Raw genomic sequence first — 15308 nt, forward strand, 5'->3', positions numbered from 1 at the left:
GATCATTCACCGGCGAATGCCGGCTGACCAACTTGTATGTCGGGCAACGGTATTAATTACTAAACATACAGTCAATATCTTTTAGCGACACAACTGCATCATCGGCACCGGCAGTGCGCCGGCGAAGCCGACATGATATGGTCAACGTTGGGCCATTGATGAATTGGGGCAAGCCGTGGCGTGAGCGCCGCAGCCTGCAGGGCTTGGATCACGGTCATGCGCCTTTTTCTGGCGGTCGTGCTGCTGATGACCATGGCGCTCTTCTCCGCTGCGCGCGGCGAAGAGCGGATAGCGCTGGTTGTCGCCAATCCGGCCTATGAGGGCTCACGGACAATCGCCAACGCCGACCTCAGTGCCGAACTCGTTGCAGCGACGCTTCGATCGCTTGGCTTCACCGTCCGGCAGGTGTCGGATGGCGACCGCGCCGATGTCGCGCGCGCCATGCATGAGTTCGCCCAATCCCTGGCCAATCCGGACTCCGTCGGCATCTTCTACTATGTCGGCCACACCGCGCAGGCCAATGACAGGAACTATTTGCTGACGCGCGGCACCCGGATCGATTCAAAGGAAACGGTCGACCAGACGGCATTGCCCCTCGATCTGTTCATGCAAGCGCTCGAGGCAACCCCGACATTGAAGGTGGTTCTGCTCGACAATCCCGGCGATGGCCACAACCCTACTTCCGGCGTGATGCAGGGTCTGGCGGCGGTCGATCCCCTCACCCACGCCATCGTCGCTCTGTCGGCCAAACCCGGAACCGCTGCACTGGACGAAGCCCGCCCCGTCACCGTATTTGCCGATGCGCTCACCGCTGCGCTGGTCAAGCGCGGCGCGGACATAGCCATCATCCTCGCCTTGGTCAGGCAAACCACTATCGACAAAACGTCAGGCGCCCAGTGGCCATGGATGGCATATGGCCGCTCGGCAGACGCTGCCTTTGTGCTGACGCCGGACCAGGTGGCCGGCGCGGCACCGGCGCTGCCGCTTGTGCCGGAACCGGCACCGCCGGCGATGGCGAGCGGCGGCTACATCTCCGGGAGTGGGGGTTGGGAGTCTGACGGCAGCGACTACGCCGATGACAGCGGTCAGGAGCCCTACCCCATGGACGTTGCACCGGGCTCCGGCAGTCCCGATGCCGCGATGGGCGACAGCGCGAAGGAGGCGGCGCTCTACGAGGAATACAAACGCCAGGAACAGCAGCGCCAGGAGGAGCAGGCTCGGCAACGATACGAAGAGGACAAGCAACGTCTGGAAGACGCGGCTGCGGCCGCTGCCCAGAACAATCTCGGCGGGACCTATCCGCAGGATGGCGAAGCCACCGGCACCGAACCGCCCCCTGATAAGGCAGGGATCCCCCCTGAGGACGGCATGACATCGGCCCCGCCACCCGCGACCGGCACCGAAAGTCCGCCGGAGGCGCAGGCGCCACCGAAACCAGCGCCGCCGCCCATCGACCAGGCGCAAAGCCCTCCTTCCGGCGGCGCCCTTCCACAACCCGAGACGGGCGCTGTCGAGGTGGTGCGCCATCCAACCATCGATGCGCCGGATGAGATTGTCGCCGGCGAGACGGTGACCGTTTCGATCGCTCTGACCGAGGAGCAATTGACGCCCGAAGTGAAGGTAAAGGCAGCGCCGGGCTCGTCGGCGACAGAAGATGGCGCCCTGGCCATGGCGATGCCGGCGGGAGCCGAGCAATGGCCGATCGACATCGATCTGTTCGCCTCCGGCTTCGATCTCACCGACGGCGGCAAATGGAGCCGGCAAACGACGCTCTACCGCCAGGGCGACAGCGACTTCGTCCGCTTCGACGTCAAGGCGCGGCCGACCGCCAACGACAGCAAGCCGTCCCAGTTCATCGCACGCATCTACAGCGCCGGGAGGTTCCTCGGATCGGCGTCGCGGTCCGTTGTCATCCGTCGCACGGCGCCTGTCGAGGCAGCCGCTCGGAGCGCCGCAGCCGAACGCTCCGCAGCACCTGCCATGCTGATGCTGGCCGCAGCGCCGCCGCAGCCGGCGGTAACTGGCAATGTGACGCTCGGCGGCGCAGCCGGCGATGACGTCCCCGATCTCGACGTGACCATCCTCTATGACGATCCGAGCGGGCTGGGTTCGGGGCAGATCATCATCCATTCGCCGCATCTGGCCGGTCCGGTGACCGATACGTTCTCGACGCCACCTGAGATGGCGGCATGGCTGGACTCCGAATACCGCCGCCTGCTGCAGCTCGGATTGAGCCTGCGCGGCGCCGTTTCGCTGCAGCAGCCTGCCGCAAGCAGCGATACGGGGGCGCAAAAGCGCTTTGTCACGCTCGCCGCCGAAGGTTTTGGCGATGCGCTCTACCGCGACTATGTGCCGAAACCGTTCAAGGACGTGTTCTGGTCGCTGCGCGGCAAAGGCGAACTCCATTCGATCCAGATCACCTCGAACAGCCCGACGCTGCCCTGGGAATTGATCCGCCCGCGCAGCGCCGACGGCGCCGTCGCCGACGGTTTTCTCGGCATGGGCTACCGGCTGGCGCGCTGGGCTCCGCGCAGCAGTGCCTCACAGGTCGACAACCCGCTCGACCGCATGACCTTCACCGGCGTCGCGGCTGTCGCGCCCTCCTATGTCGACAAACGCTCGCTGCGCTTCCAACAGGACGAGATCGCGGCGCTGAGCAAGCTTTACGGCTACCGCCGCTTCGATGGCGATTTCACCTCTTTCGAGAAACTGGTCGGTGAAGTCTCGACCGGTTTCATTCATTTCTCCGGTCATGGCGAGGTCAACCAGCCGAGCAGTGGCCGGCCGGTCTTTGCCATCGATCTCGTCGACCAGTCGCTCGACCCCGATACATGGGCCGCGCTGGTCGCGGCCGCGCATGGCAAGGGCAATCCGTTCTACTTTTTCAACGCCTGCGACACCGGCCGTTCGCAGATGCTCGGCGGCTTCGTGCAGGGCTGGGGTCCGGCGGTGCTGGCGGGCGGCGCTTCCGGCTTCATCGGCGGCATGTGGCCACTGACCGACCGCGCGGCAGCGGCCTTCTCGACCGATTTCTATGGCGGCATCAGCACGCGGATCAAGGACGGGCCGGTCTATCTGGCCGAGATCCTGCAGGATGTCCGCAGAGAATTCTACCGGACCGGCGATCCGACCTATCTCGCCTACACATTCTACGGCAACGCCAATCTGAGGATTGTCGGGCAGTAGGCGACGGATCGTCGTTGGCGGATTGGCTTCGCCTACAATGCGTTTTGCGGGCATGGCACGCCGGCGCCGCCGCAGCGTGAGGCCATCGGCCTGGAGCTCATGTCTTCGGACTGCCGCACAAGCTCCGCAAAGAGAAGGGCGAAACTTCCCATCACAAGGAAGACGATAATCAGGCGTGTCACCGGCAATAGACAGGTCTCGACTGGCTAGCCCCCCAGCCACCCATCCTCTGTCGGCTAACATGATCGATCAGGCTTTACGAGTGCTTAAGCTCGCACTTAACCATCACATTCGCCGTTCCGGCGACATGAAGCGCGAGCCGCCGATTTCGTTTCGCCGCGGCCGCAACTGGCCCGGACGATGCCTCCCTTTGCAGATGCGCTTGCCCATGCTACCCCACGCAACCGCCGCCGACCGCCATCGGCCGACCGCCATCGGAATGTCATGAGCAAAGCCAATCTCGCCTTCGTCTCCTCCGACACTGCCGATGCCAAGGCGGCGATGGAGAGCCTGTCGGCCCGCTATGGCCAGGCATCCTTCGACGACGCCCAGGTGGTGGTGGCGCTGGGTGGCGACGGCTTCCTGCTGCAGACCTTGCGCGACACGATGAGCACGGGAAAGAAGGTCTACGGCATGAACCGTGGCACCATCGGCTTCCTGATGAACGAGTACCGCGTCGGGGGCCTCACCGAGCGCATCGCGGCCGCCGTCGCCGAAACGATCCGCCCGCTGGAAATGCTGGCGTTGACGCATGAGGGCGAGACGGTTTCGGCACTCGCCATCAACGAGGTGGCGCTGTGGCGTCAGTCCTACCAGACGGCAAAGATCCGCATCACCGTCGACGAGCAGGTCCGCATCGAGGAACTGAACTGCGACGGCGTGATGATCGCGACGCCGGCCGGCTCCACCGCGTACAATCTTTCGGCGCACGGGCCGATCCTGCCGCTGGATGCGCCGTTGCTCGCGCTGACCCCGGTCAGCCCGTTCCGGCCGCGCCGTTGGCGGGGTGCCTTGTTGTCAAACAAGGCGACCGTACGCTTCGATATTCTGGAGTCGGAAAAGCGCCCGGTGAACACCGCCGCCGACCACACCGAGGTCAAGGCGGTGGCTTCCGTAACGGTCCGCGAATCGCCGACTGCGACGGCAACGCTGCTGTTTGATCCCAACCATTCGTGGAACGAACGCATTCTCGCCGAGCAGTTTCGCTATTGAGCCGGCGCAAAGAGTGACTACCTAATTAAGCATCGCGATTAAGCTTACGTTTTCACAATCGTGCCAATCCCGCCCGTTTCTGTTGACAAATCGCGGGCTTGCGCCTAATCGCAATACCAATCTTGCAGGCACGCTGTGCTTGCCGCGACGGATGCCGTTGCGCTTCCCCGAACCAGCCAAAGACAGCAACTCTTGTCCTCAGACACCACGACCGCTCTAGAAGCGTTGACCTTTTCAGACCTCGGCCTGTCGCCCAAGGTCCTTTCCGCAGTCACCGATGCGGGCTACACCGTGCCGACGCCGATCCAGGCTGGCGCCATCCCGCATGCCTTGCTCGGCAAGGATATTCTGGGCATAGCACAGACCGGCACCGGCAAGACGGCTTCCTTCGTGCTGCCGATGCTGACCCGCCTCGAAAAAGGCAGGGCCCGTGCCCGCATGCCGCGCACGCTGATCCTCGAGCCGACGCGCGAGCTCGCCGCGCAGGTCGAAGAGAATTTCATCAGATACGGCAAGAACCACAAGCTCAACATCGCGCTGCTGATCGGCGGCGTCTCCTTCGACGAGCAGGACAAGAAGCTGGAGCGCGGCGCCGACGTGCTGATCGCCACGCCCGGCCGTCTGCTCGATCACCGCGAGCGCGGCAAGCTGTTGCTCAACGGCGTCGAGATCCTCGTCATCGACGAGGCCGACCGCATGCTGGACATGGGCTTCATCCCCGACATCGAGCGCATCTGCGAGATGATCCCGTTCACCAGGCAGACGCTGTTCTTCTCAGCGACCATGCCGCCGGAGATCACCAAGCTCACCGAGAAGTTCCTGCATGCGCCGGTGCGCGTCGAGGTTTCCAAGGCGGCATCCGCTGCCACCAACATCATCCAGCGCCTGGTCAAGTCCGGCTCCAAGCCGTGGGACAAGCGCGAGACGCTTCGCAATCTGATAAAGGCCGAAGACGCCGAGCTGAAGAACGCTATCATTTTCTGCAACCGCAAGGTCGAGGTCGCGGAGCTGTTCCGCTCGCTGCTGAAGTATGATTTCGACGCCGGCGCCCTGCATGGCGACATGGACCAGCGCGCCCGCATGCAGATGCTGGCCAATTTCCGCGATGGCAAATTGCGCTATCTCGTGGCGTCCGACGTCGCCGCGCGCGGCCTCGACATTCCCGACGTCAGCCACGTCTTCAACTACGACGTGCCGATCCACGCCGAAGACTATGTCCACCGCATCGGCCGCACCGGCCGCGCCGGACGCTCGGGCAAATCCTTCACCATCGCCACCAAGTCCGACACCAAATACATCGACGCCATCGAGCGGCTGATCGGCAACAAGATCGAGTGGCATGACGGCGACCTGTCGACCGTGGTCGCCAGCGAAGGCGGCGAGGACGAAGCGCCCCGCCGTGGCCGTGGCGCTCCGCGCCGCGCCGGCCGCAAGGACGAGGACCGCAAGGCCCATGATCGCAAGGAGGGTGGCGAGCGCAAGCCGCGCGAACGCCATGCCAAGCGCAGCGACGACGCGCCAGCGGCAGATGCCGCGCGCGAGGAACAACCGGTGGTAGCCGAGGCCGCGGTCGCCGACATCGGCGAACGGCATCAGCGCAAGGAAGCGATTCGCTCCGAAAACAGCGACCGCAAGGTCTCCGATCGCAACAACGAGAACCGTGCCCCGGAACGCGGCGACACAAGGCCGCAGCGCGCCAGCGGCAACAGCCGCCCTGCCCGCGGCAACAACCGCGGTGAAGACAATGACGGCACCGTCGGCTTCGGCGACGACATGCCGGCCTTCATGAAGATCGTCGCCAAGGTCTGATCCCATGAGCCGCGGCGTCCCGAGGACGCGCGGCTTGCCTGGACGCGACGGGGATGTGAGATCTGGAGCCCGCTCCAGGATCGGCGCCATGCGCGGTAACTGCAAAACAGGCTCGATCTACCCGATCGCTTCCGGTCTGGAGGCTTAAATAGCCCGTCGATGCTACAGGCTTTTCAGTTCCAGGCGGGATGCCAATAAATCCAAAAATGCCCGAACCTTGGCCGAAGATGACCGGCCTTCCTGCCACAAGGCATGGATCGGCACCGGTGCCGGCTCGAATTCCGTCAAAACCAGTTCGACGAGACCGTCGTCGACCAAATGTCTTATCTGCCACAGAGGCGAGAAGCCCAAACCCAGTCCGTGGATTGCGGCGGCATAGACCGAGGTCATCAGATTGGAGCGAAAAGCGCCTGCGACCTTCACGGTCCGGGGTTTCCCGTCGATCTGAAACGTCCATTCACCTGGACACTCGTTAGCGGTTCTGATGATGCAACTGTGCTCACTCAGCTGGAAGGGATGGGCCGGCCGGCCACACCGCGCGAAATAGGAAGGCGCGCCGAACACAACGCGCCGCAACGCCCCCAAACGTTTGGCTTTCAAGTTGGAATCCGGCAAATCGCCGATGCGTATTGCCAGGTCGAGACCTTCGGCGCCAAGATCGGCAAATCCATCGGAAAGTTGAAGATCGACCTCGACCGGGGAAATGTCCGCATGTATTCGGCGATGACAGGCATCAGGACGTTCGGGCCAAACAGAACCGGCGCCCCGATGCGCAGGACGCCTGCCGGCTCCGATCGTTGATTGATCGCCTGAAGTCTTGCGTCGTTTATTTCGTCGACCGCGGGTTTGATCCGGTTGAAAAAGGCTGCTCCGACTTCACTCGGTGTCGAGCGACGCGTTGTCCTGTGGATCAGCTCGACGCCGACTGATTCCTCCAGTGCCGCCAGGGACCGGCTGACCGACTGCAGCGAGCGGTTCAGCCGATGTGCGGCAGTCGTCAGACTTCCATGCTCGACGATCGCGATGAAAGCCTCGAAATCGTCCATCCGGCTCATGTATTCTCCCGATCTTCGACATAATATATCGCAAAAACGGGTAATTGTAACGACAATTGCGACGTCGTACCTCTCTGCAAGTTGTCCCGCGAGGACAGGCTTGATGGAAGGGAATCGTCATGCAAGTAGCCAATCCAACTGTTCTGGTCGTTGGTGCCACAGGCCGAGTTGCGGGACTTGTGGCGCCTGAACTTGTCCGACGCAATGCCAATGTTCGAGCGCTCGTTCGCGACCCTGCGAATGCCGAAAAGGCCCGGAAGCTAGGGGCATCCGAGGTTGCGACAGGAGATTTGCGAAATCGTCAGAGCCTCGAAAGGGCGGTCGAGGGCGTCGACGGCGTCTTTCACATTGGGCCGGCTTTTGCTCCCGATGAAGCAGCCATGGGCGTTGCCATGGTTGAGGCCGCCACGCGAGCAGGAGTTCGAAAGTTCGTCTTCTCGTCGGTGATCCAGCCTACCAATACGCGACTGAAGAACCATGCCAGCAAGGTGCCTGTCGAGGCTGCTCTCTACTCGACGACGATGGAATATACGATTCTGCACCCTGCCAATTTCATGCAGAACCTCGCAGCGGCCTGGCCGTCCGTCGTTGAACATGGTGTTTTCTCGGAACCGTTTCCAAAGACGGCGAAGCTGGCCCGCGTCGACTACCGCGATGTCGCTGAGGTGGCGGCGATCGCCCTAACCGAAGCGCGATTGTCCTACGCGACCCTCGATCTGTGCGCTGACGGTATGCACAGCCGGGAAGACATCGTTGCGATGATGAGTGAGGAACTTGGCAGACCCATCTCTTCTGGTGAGCCGACATTTGGCGAGTGGGCGGCCGAGGCACGCCTTCCCTACAATGACCGCCAAATGCAGGTGCTGGCCAAAATATACGCCCACTATGCCCACTATGGCCTTGGCGGAAACAGTCTGACATTGCGCGCCGCCCTGGGCCGCGAACCGCGTTCGTTGCGCGGCTTTATTCGGAACCTGGCCCAGCAAATGGCGCAGGCCGCCTGACTGCGCTCAGCCGCGCATACTTTCACTTTTCGAGAAGGAGATGGGTGATGCGACCGTCATCCCACAAGGTTTTGAAATCGAGAAAGCTACCGGCCTCTTACAATGCGCTGGTGATGCCATTCGTTCTTTCCATCCTGATGTCGTGCATTGTTTCCGCGGTAGCGACGCTGATCAATGCGGGCTGGACAACCGGTTTCGTGGCGACCTGGCCGTATGCATGGGGAGCATCATGGCTAGTGGGCTTTCCAAGTCTGCTGCTGGTCTTGCCGATCGTGCGCCGTATCGTTGCGGCAATTGTCGATCAGCCGACCTCGTAGGCCTTGATTACAGGGTCCGACATGCCAAACAAAAAACGGCCCTTGCGGGCCGCTTTTACCTTCGACTGACGGCTCGCAGCGCCATTGTCGGCTTCCGCGACGACATCATGCGGGCAGCCTTCATGCGCGCCGGCCCTCATGCCGATCGTCGTCCGAGCCTGATCCCGAGCGCTCTCAAATGCAGCCGGCCAGCTTGCACCCTTGGCAAGCTTCTATCCTGGCCCGTCCGTCACATCGGGCCGGGCATCATCTTGGTCGGTTTTTCCAGCATCGGAAACTCTGCCTTGCTGCATTTCACGTTCGGGTTGGTCGGACTGAACATGCCGTTCGGATTGTCTCTGAACAGCCAGGCATGAAGGTCGTAGTGGACGAACTCCCTCGGAATGAGCGGATAGTGCCCTTCCATCGGTCCCATGAAGGTCTGGCCAAATAGTTTTGGAGGTTCCTTGGTGTCTGGCGTCAGGGGCACCAGCCATTCCACGCCAACCAATTTCAAGCCTTTCTTGGTCGGCTCGTAGATCAGCACATTGGGGCGCATCGGATCGAGTTTCTGACCGACACTCGGGACGTTGACGAAATGGATGCCCATAGCGCCCTTCGGATAGTCCATTGCGCCCTCGATCCTGTCCCCACTGTAATAGACGCACCCGACAGTCGACAGATAAAGGTCGCGGACGGCGACCGTGTAGTCTTCATATTTGGCGAGCGATTCCTTCAACGCTTCAATGTCGGCTTTGTTGGCGTCCTCGGATCGAGCCGTGGCCGCTGCGCACCAAGCGGAGACCAGACCTGTCAAAATGAGGACGCCGCAACGCCCAAGACGAGCTGTTCTTGTCATGCATTCCTCCCAGATTTCCTATCTGGCCGTGCAGGACCGGGGCCGACTAAGTGACTGCGCGGCCGTTTGTATCGCCCCATCCCCTCTGGAACCGCACCAATGCTAATCCCTTCCAAGGCCTCCGGAAAGGAATTATTAGAAATCTCTAATGCGTTAGACCTTTTGACGGACCACAGGAGCCCAAAAAGAAAGCGGCCCCTTGCGGGGGCCGCCTTCGCATTTCGATGCCGAACAATTCAGGTCAGCGGCGAAAGCTGGATCTCGACGCGCCGGTTCTGCGCACGGCCGGCCGCCGTTCCATTGGACGCGATCGGACGGGTCTTGCCGAAACCGGTGACGGCGAAGCGGCGCGAATCGACACCTTGGCCCGAGAGATAGTTGGCGACCGCCAATGCGCGGCGCTGCGACAGATCGAAATTGTGTTCGTCGCCACCGGTCGAATCGGTGTGGCCGAACACGTCCACCGTGGTCTGCTTGAACTTCTTCAGCACCAGCGCAACCGAGTTCAGCACCTGGTAGAAGCCAGGCTTCACCGCATCCTGGTCGACGTTGAAAGTGATGTCGGACGGCATGTTGAGGATGATCTGGTCGCCGGTGCGGGTGACGCTGACGCCGGTGCCTTCGAGTTGGCGGCGCAGTTCAGCCTCGTTCTGGTCCATGGTCGCGCCGATGGCGCCGCCGGCCAGCGCGCCGATACCGGCACCGATCAGCGCGTTGCGGCGGTCATTGCCGCCGGCAAGCAGGCCGAGGCCCGCACCCGCCAGGGCGCCAAGGCCGGCGCCGGCTGCGGTGTTCGAAACCTTCTGCTCGCCGGTGTACGGATCGGTCGTGGTGCAGGCACTCACCAGCACAGCCGTCGCAACGGCGACGAGCACAGTCTTTTTCATAGAATCGTCCCTCTCCAAAGCGCGGCCTTTGCGGCTCGCGCATATAAGCCCTTCTCCGGTCTTGTAACATGAAATGCGGCGAAAAACCGAGCGACGAAAGCGGCTTTTCCCCGCTCGCGCCACTCTTCCGCTTCGGTGGCTGGTGCTGGCCTACCAGAGGTTCTTGCCGTCAATGACGACCACCTCGACCTTATCGAGGTCGAAATCGTCGAACAGCCGCGAATTGACTGAGATCTTGGGATTGTCGAAGTCCGGTTTGCCGGTTGACCAGTCCGGCGTTTCGGTGAAGGTGCCGCAGCCGCAAATGGCGCAAAACCCGTGTTTGACGGTCTTCGATCCCCATTGATAGAAGGAAACGTTTTCCGGCGAGCTGGTGAGCTTGAATTGCGACGGAACGTAGTAAGCCCACAGCGAACCGCGCTTGGAGCAGAACGAGCAGGTGCATTGCGTTACCGTCTCGGGCGCCTGCGAGACCTCGAACGTCGTCGCCTTGCAATGACAGCTGGCCTTGATGGTCATGAAAAGCTTTCCTCTCCGTTGCTCGCCACCCATGCGGCAAGGCACCATAAAGGAAGGCTCCTGACAACTGTCTGTCAGCAGGCTCCGGTCGATCGAGCCGAGCGGCGCTCTGGCTGAAGCAGGCCCCGTCGCCACCTCCCAATCGTCGTCACCTGCCGATATAGGCGGCCAGTTCGTCCGGCGTCCCGTTTGGGAAAGCCTGTTTCAGAAAATCCAGGAACGCCGACACGCGCGCGCTGAGCAGCCGCCGCGACGGGTAGAGCGTCCATAGAGAGATCTCCGGGCCGTCGATATCCCCCCAATTCACCAGTGTGCCGTCAGCCAGGTCGTGGGCCACCAACGAAATGGGAAGCCGTCCTGCGCCGATGCCGGCTCGCACCGCATCCCGGACCATGATGAGCGTCGACAAGGCGAGGACCGGCTCGATTCTAAGTGTTGCCCGGCCACCTGGTGTCTTCACCTGCCATGTTTGCCGCTCGCCCGTCCCGCGCGCAACGCCAGGAGCGGCGAGCCCGTCGGCCGGGCGAGGAAGGTCCGGGCTCGCGACGACGACCAGGCGGTCGCGGAGAAACGCCCGTCCGACCAGGCTTTCATCGGGATCCGGATTGACCCGGATTACCAGATCGTAGCCTTCCTCGATCATGTCGACATGCCGGTCTTCGGTGGTCACTTCAAGCCTCACCTCAGGATACCTCAGGGCAAATCCCGCAGCGATCCTCCCCATTGCAGTCTGCGAAAAATGCAAAGGCGCGCTGATCCGCAATCTGCCCTTGGGTCTCTGACCGCCCGAGGCAATCGCCGATGCCGTCTCGTCCAGCTCGGCAAGCAACGCCCCCGTCCGCTCGAAGAGCGCCCGTCCTTCTTCGGTCAGCTTCAGGTTACGCGCACCCCGTTCGAACAGACGCAGATCGAGACTGCTTTCCAATTCGCCAACGCGCCGGGACAATGTTGCTTTGGGCCGGCCGGTGGACCTTGCCGCTTTGCCGAAGCCGCCATGGCGAGCCACGAGGTTAAAATCGGCAAGGGCTAAAAGATCCATGACTGTCCCACCAGTGAGACGACGTGTCTAAAATTGCCGTCTACTGGGCTCTTTGTGAGCCACACATATTGGGACTGTCAAGCAACCCAACAGGAGAAATTCCATGACCATTCTCGTTACCGGCGCCACCGGCAATATCGGCCGCCAAGTCGTCGAACAGCTCGCCAAGCGCGGCGCCGATGTGCGTGCTCTCGTGCGCGATCCGTCGAAAGCCAGTTTTCCGGCAGGCGTATCCGTCGTGCAAGGCGACTTTCTCGATGTCGATTCGCTGCGCAAAGCCATGTCTGGCGTTTCCACGCTGTTTCTCTTGAACGCCGTGGTGCCGGACGAATTCACCCAGGCTTTGATCGCCTTGAACGTCGCCCGATCGGCCGGCATCGAGCGGATCGTCTATCTCTCGGTGATCCACGCTGACGTCTATGTGAACGTGCCGCATTTCGCGGGCAAGTTCGGCGTCGAGCGAATGATCGAACACATGGACTTCAAAGCTACGATCTTGCGCCCGGCCTACTTCATCCAGAACGATCTGACGGTCGAAGACGTCATCACCGGCTACGGCACCTACCCAATGCCGATCGGCCCCAAGGGTCTCGCCATGATCGACGCCCGCGATATCGCTGAGATCGCCGCCCTTGAGCTGCTGCGTCGCGAACAGTCCAAGGAGCCGCTTGCGGTCGAGCGGATCAACCTCGTCGGTCCGCAGACACTGACCGGGACGGATATTGCCGCAATCTGGTCAGACGTACTCGCCCGCCCGATCAGCTACAGCGGCGACAATACGGAGGGTTTTGAGCAAAATCTCAAGCAGTTCCTGCCCGCCTGGATGGCCTACGACATGCGCCTGATGGGCGAGCGTTTCTTCACCGACGGGATGCTGCCCGAGGCCGGCGACGTCGAGCGCCTGACTGCACTTCTGGGTCGCCCACTGCGCCCGTATCGCGACTTCGCCTCGGCACTCGCTGCTTCCGTCTGACGCAAGCGCCTTCAGCACCACCAAGGCCGGCCTTCCGATGAGAACTGCCAACAGAACTCAGTAGGAACGCGGTGGCACGAACAGGCAGATCGTCTTGCCTGCGTCGAGGCCGGCCTGATGCGCGCACCAGTGGAAATCGCCGTCGGGTGAGTCCTTGACCCGCTTGTCGCTCATCGGAACGACCTCCCCCGTTCCGGCGATGACATAGCCCTCCGGCTTTTCCAGCACCTCGCCGGTATGGGTGGTGCGGCAGTCGTAGTTTGCGCAACAGGCGAAGGGATAACTCCAGCCTTGCGGCTTCGCCGCCGTGGGCTTGGCGTCATGGGCGAAGGCGGGTGCGGTCAGCACCGCCGCAAGCATCGCGATTGCAAAGATCGGGGTCACGAACAAGGAAAACAGGAGTCGGCCAGCCGGTTGAACGGCTCTGGCCGATCGGAGAGTGGCAGCAGACATGGAAGCGTTCCTTTCAAACGAGCATCAAGCGTTTCGCTTGCCCGTTCCCGGAACGTGTCTTCCCAGTGGCCGGATCGTCAGGTCGCAGATATGCCGCGTCCGGCCATAAATGCTTTTTCTCTTCCAGCCCTCGGATGCTGGGCTGATTCCTTGGCCGGCGCAAGAAGTTGCTGCGCGAGGCCGCACATCTACGCCGCTATCTGCAACCGCTGACGAGATCCAAGGCCAGGCTCAACTCCCGGCAGACGGGCAACGAAACAACGGGATTGGCCGTATGTGGTTCCAGCCTATACGTCGCCTGGACCGGCGATCACATGCCCTTCATATTGCGGCAAGTCGTCGGCGATGGTGAACCATGGCGCCTTGGAGCCGACGAAGATGTGCGCGGTCGGCCGGATCGTTGGATCGTCGACCAGCGTGCCCATGGCGACGTGGACATAGGCGCCTTCGCGGACCAGCGAATACAGCAACGAGCCGCACCGGCTGCAATGCGCATCGTGGCCGCTGTCATCGCCGAAATGGATGAGCCCGTGATGCCCTTCGGCAAGGGCGAATTTCTCGCGCTCGATGCCGGCGAAAGGCTTGAAAGCGGAACCTGTGGTGCGCCGACAGTTCGAACAATGGCAGTTGGCGGCATAGACGAACTCGTCCCTCACCTCATAATGAACCGCGCCGCAAAAGCATTTGCCGGTGAGCCTGCGAGTCATGGTTCCTCCTTCGCTCCCCGCCCAGGGATATGTCAGAACAAAGTCAGGCCGAGTCGAAAGTGGCGGAAGCGCAGGAATCAGCCATTCGGAGGCCGGCCTCACCTGAATAAGGACATAGCCTAGTCGAGGTCGGCCACGGCTTCACCGGCACCGCCCTCGATGCGCTGCGACAACGAGGCTTCCATGAAGTCGTCGAGGTCGCCATCGAGCACGCTCGACGGGCTGGTGCTCTCGACGCCGGTGCGCAGGTCCTTCACCAACTGGTAGGGCTGCAGCACATAGGAACGAATCTGGTGACCCCAGCCGATGTCGCTCTTCGACGCTTCTGTGGCATTGGCCACCGCTTCGCGCTTCTTCAGCTCTTCCTCGTAAAGGCGCGAGCGCAGCATTTCCCAGGCCTTCGCCTTGTTCTTGTGCTGCGAGCGTTCGGCCTGGCAGGCAACCGCGATGCCGGTGGCGATATGGGTGATGCGAACCGCCGAGTCCGTGGTGTTGACGTGCTGGCCGCCCGAACCGGATGAGCGGTAGGTGTCGATGCGTACATCGGATTCCGAGACGTCGATCTCGATCCTGTCATCGACGACCGGGTAGACCCAGACGCTGGAGAAGGACGTGTGGCGGCGCGCATTGCTGTCATAGGGTGAAATGCGGACCAGGCGATGAACGCCCGACTCGGTCTTCAGCCAGCCATAGGCATTGTGGCCCTTGATCAGGAGCGTGGCGGACTTGATGCCGGCCTCTTCGCCGTCATGGACTTCCAGCACTTCGACCTTGAAACGGCGACGCTCGGCCCAGCGCGTGTACATGCGCAGAAGCATCGAGGCCCAGTCCTGGCTCTCGGTGCCGCCGGCGCCGGCATGGACTTCGAGATAGGTGTCGTTGGCGTCGGCCTCGCCCGACAGCAGCGTCTCGACCTGGCGGGCCTTGGCCTCGCCCTGCATCGAGCGGAGGGCTGCTTCCGCCTCGGCGATCACGCTCTGGTCGCCCTCTTCCTCACCCAGTTCGATCAGGCCGATATTGTCTTCCAGCGCCTGAGTCAGGCTTTTGACGCCGGCGATCCCGTCTTCGAGGCCTTGGCGCTCGCGCATCAGCTTTTGCGCTTCCAGCGGATCATTCCAGAGGCTGGAATCCTCGGCGCGCACGTTCAGGTATTCAAGCCGCTTTATAGCCTGATCCCAGTCAAAGATGCCTCCTCAGCAGGGTGATCGCCTGCCTGATCTCGTCGACAATATTCTGCGTTTCCGCGCGCATGGCTGGTTGTTCTGTCCTGTTTTCGAAGTGGCGCTTGGGTCGGCGCGATACATAGGCA

At 62.1% G+C, this 15308-nt stretch carries 16 protein-coding genes; 6 read left to right on the plus strand and 10 right to left on the minus strand.

Annotated elements, in window-relative coordinates; translation table 11 throughout:
- The first annotated feature begins 216 nt into the window (after positions 1–216).
- From NLY36_RS01940 to NLY36_RS01950, 3 genes are all read left to right on the plus strand, one after another.
- Positions 217–3186, plus strand: a complete 2970-nt coding sequence (locus tag NLY36_RS01940; RefSeq protein ID WP_031249068.1) for a caspase family protein — start codon at positions 217–219, stop codon at positions 3184–3186.
- 444 nt (positions 3187–3630) lie between these two features.
- Positions 3631–4398 carry an NAD kinase gene (locus NLY36_RS01945; protein WP_023681482.1) on the plus strand — a complete coding sequence of 256 codons (768 nt, stop codon included), beginning with the start codon at positions 3631–3633 and terminating at the stop codon, positions 4396–4398.
- Between the two features lie 192 nt (positions 4399–4590).
- On the plus strand, positions 4591–6207 hold the full coding sequence (locus tag NLY36_RS01950; RefSeq protein WP_031198453.1) for a DEAD/DEAH box helicase: 1617 nt from the start codon (positions 4591–4593) through the stop codon (positions 6205–6207).
- Between the two features lie 162 nt (positions 6208–6369).
- Here the strand turns inward: NLY36_RS01950 and NLY36_RS01955 are convergent, their stop codons facing one another.
- Together NLY36_RS01955 and NLY36_RS01960 are read right to left on the minus strand one after the other, a co-directional pair.
- Positions 6370–6912 (minus strand): substrate binding domain-containing protein, encoded by a 543-nt coding sequence (locus NLY36_RS01955; protein WP_353620215.1) that lies wholly within the window; start codon positions 6910–6912, stop codon positions 6370–6372.
- Positions 6804–7262, minus strand: coding sequence for a LysR family transcriptional regulator (locus NLY36_RS01960; protein ID WP_245260195.1), 459 nt, complete (start codon positions 7260–7262; stop codon positions 6804–6806). Before NLY36_RS01960 ends, NLY36_RS01955 begins: the two co-directional genes overlap by 109 nt.
- A 119-nt stretch (positions 7263–7381) precedes the next feature.
- Here NLY36_RS01960 and NLY36_RS01965 point away from each other — a divergent pair, with 119 nt between their 5' ends.
- Together NLY36_RS01965 and NLY36_RS01970 are read left to right on the plus strand one after the other, a co-directional pair.
- Positions 7382–8266 (plus strand): NmrA/HSCARG family protein, encoded by an 885-nt coding sequence (locus NLY36_RS01965; RefSeq protein WP_023735377.1) that lies wholly within the window; start codon positions 7382–7384, stop codon positions 8264–8266.
- Positions 8267–8313: 47 nt separating this feature from the next.
- Complete coding sequence (locus tag NLY36_RS01970) at positions 8314–8583, plus strand: DUF2798 domain-containing protein (RefSeq protein ID WP_023667468.1); 270 nt, start codon at positions 8314–8316, stop codon at positions 8581–8583.
- On the opposite strand, the gene NLY36_RS01975 is transcribed toward NLY36_RS01970, so the two are convergent.
- The 5 genes from NLY36_RS01975 to NLY36_RS01995 all read right to left on the minus strand — a co-directional run bounded on the left by NLY36_RS01975 (position 8568) and on the right by NLY36_RS01995 (position 11866).
- Positions 8568–8723 carry a hypothetical protein gene (locus tag NLY36_RS01975; protein WP_023735376.1) on the minus strand — a complete coding sequence of 52 codons (156 nt, stop codon included), beginning with the start codon at positions 8721–8723 and terminating at the stop codon, positions 8568–8570. The two genes, NLY36_RS01970 and NLY36_RS01975, sit on opposite strands and share 16 nt — an antisense overlap.
- An 89-nt stretch (positions 8724–8812) precedes the next feature.
- Positions 8813–9421, minus strand: coding sequence for a hypothetical protein (locus NLY36_RS01980; protein ID WP_023735375.1), 609 nt, complete (start codon positions 9419–9421; stop codon positions 8813–8815).
- Between the two features lie 236 nt (positions 9422–9657).
- Entirely contained in the window at positions 9658–10308 is a 651-nt protein-coding gene (locus NLY36_RS01985; RefSeq protein WP_023667470.1) for a YiaD family glycine zipper/OmpA-like lipoprotein, read from the minus strand.
- A gap of 150 nt (positions 10309–10458) precedes the next feature.
- Positions 10459–10827 (minus strand): GFA family protein, encoded by a 369-nt coding sequence (locus tag NLY36_RS01990; RefSeq protein WP_023667471.1) that lies wholly within the window; start codon positions 10825–10827, stop codon positions 10459–10461.
- 148 nt (positions 10828–10975) lie between these two features.
- Entirely contained in the window at positions 10976–11866 is an 891-nt protein-coding gene (locus tag NLY36_RS01995; protein ID WP_023681487.1) for a LysR family transcriptional regulator, read from the minus strand.
- 103 nt (positions 11867–11969) lie between these two features.
- On the opposite strand from NLY36_RS01995, the gene NLY36_RS02000 reads away from it, so the two are divergent.
- A complete protein-coding gene (locus NLY36_RS02000; protein WP_023735374.1) occupies positions 11970–12839 on the plus strand; it encodes an NmrA/HSCARG family protein in 870 nt (289 codons plus the stop codon).
- A 57-nt stretch (positions 12840–12896) separates the two neighbouring features.
- Here NLY36_RS02000 and NLY36_RS02005 read toward each other — a convergent pair whose 3' ends face one another.
- The 3 genes from NLY36_RS02005 to prfB all read right to left on the minus strand — a co-directional run bounded on the left by NLY36_RS02005 (position 12897) and on the right by prfB (position 15250).
- A complete protein-coding gene (locus NLY36_RS02005) occupies positions 12897–13292 on the minus strand; it encodes a hypothetical protein (protein ID WP_023667474.1) in 396 nt (131 codons plus the stop codon).
- 287 nt (positions 13293–13579) lie between these two features.
- Entirely contained in the window at positions 13580–13999 is a 420-nt protein-coding gene (locus NLY36_RS02010; RefSeq protein WP_023735373.1) for a GFA family protein, read from the minus strand.
- A 119-nt stretch (positions 14000–14118) separates the two neighbouring features.
- Positions 14119–15250, minus strand: a protein-coding gene (gene prfB, locus NLY36_RS02015) for a peptide chain release factor 2 (RefSeq protein WP_155922402.1) whose coding sequence is annotated in 2 segments (ribosomal slippage) — positions 14119–15183 and positions 15185–15250 — 1131 coding nt in all. Because the reading frame shifts where the segments join, the coding sequence is not laid out codon by codon here.
- Positions 15251–15308: the final 58 nt, after the last annotated feature.

The organism is Mesorhizobium sp. C399B, from assembly GCF_030323185.1.
Classification (GTDB): Bacteria; Pseudomonadota; Alphaproteobacteria; order Rhizobiales; family Rhizobiaceae; genus Mesorhizobium.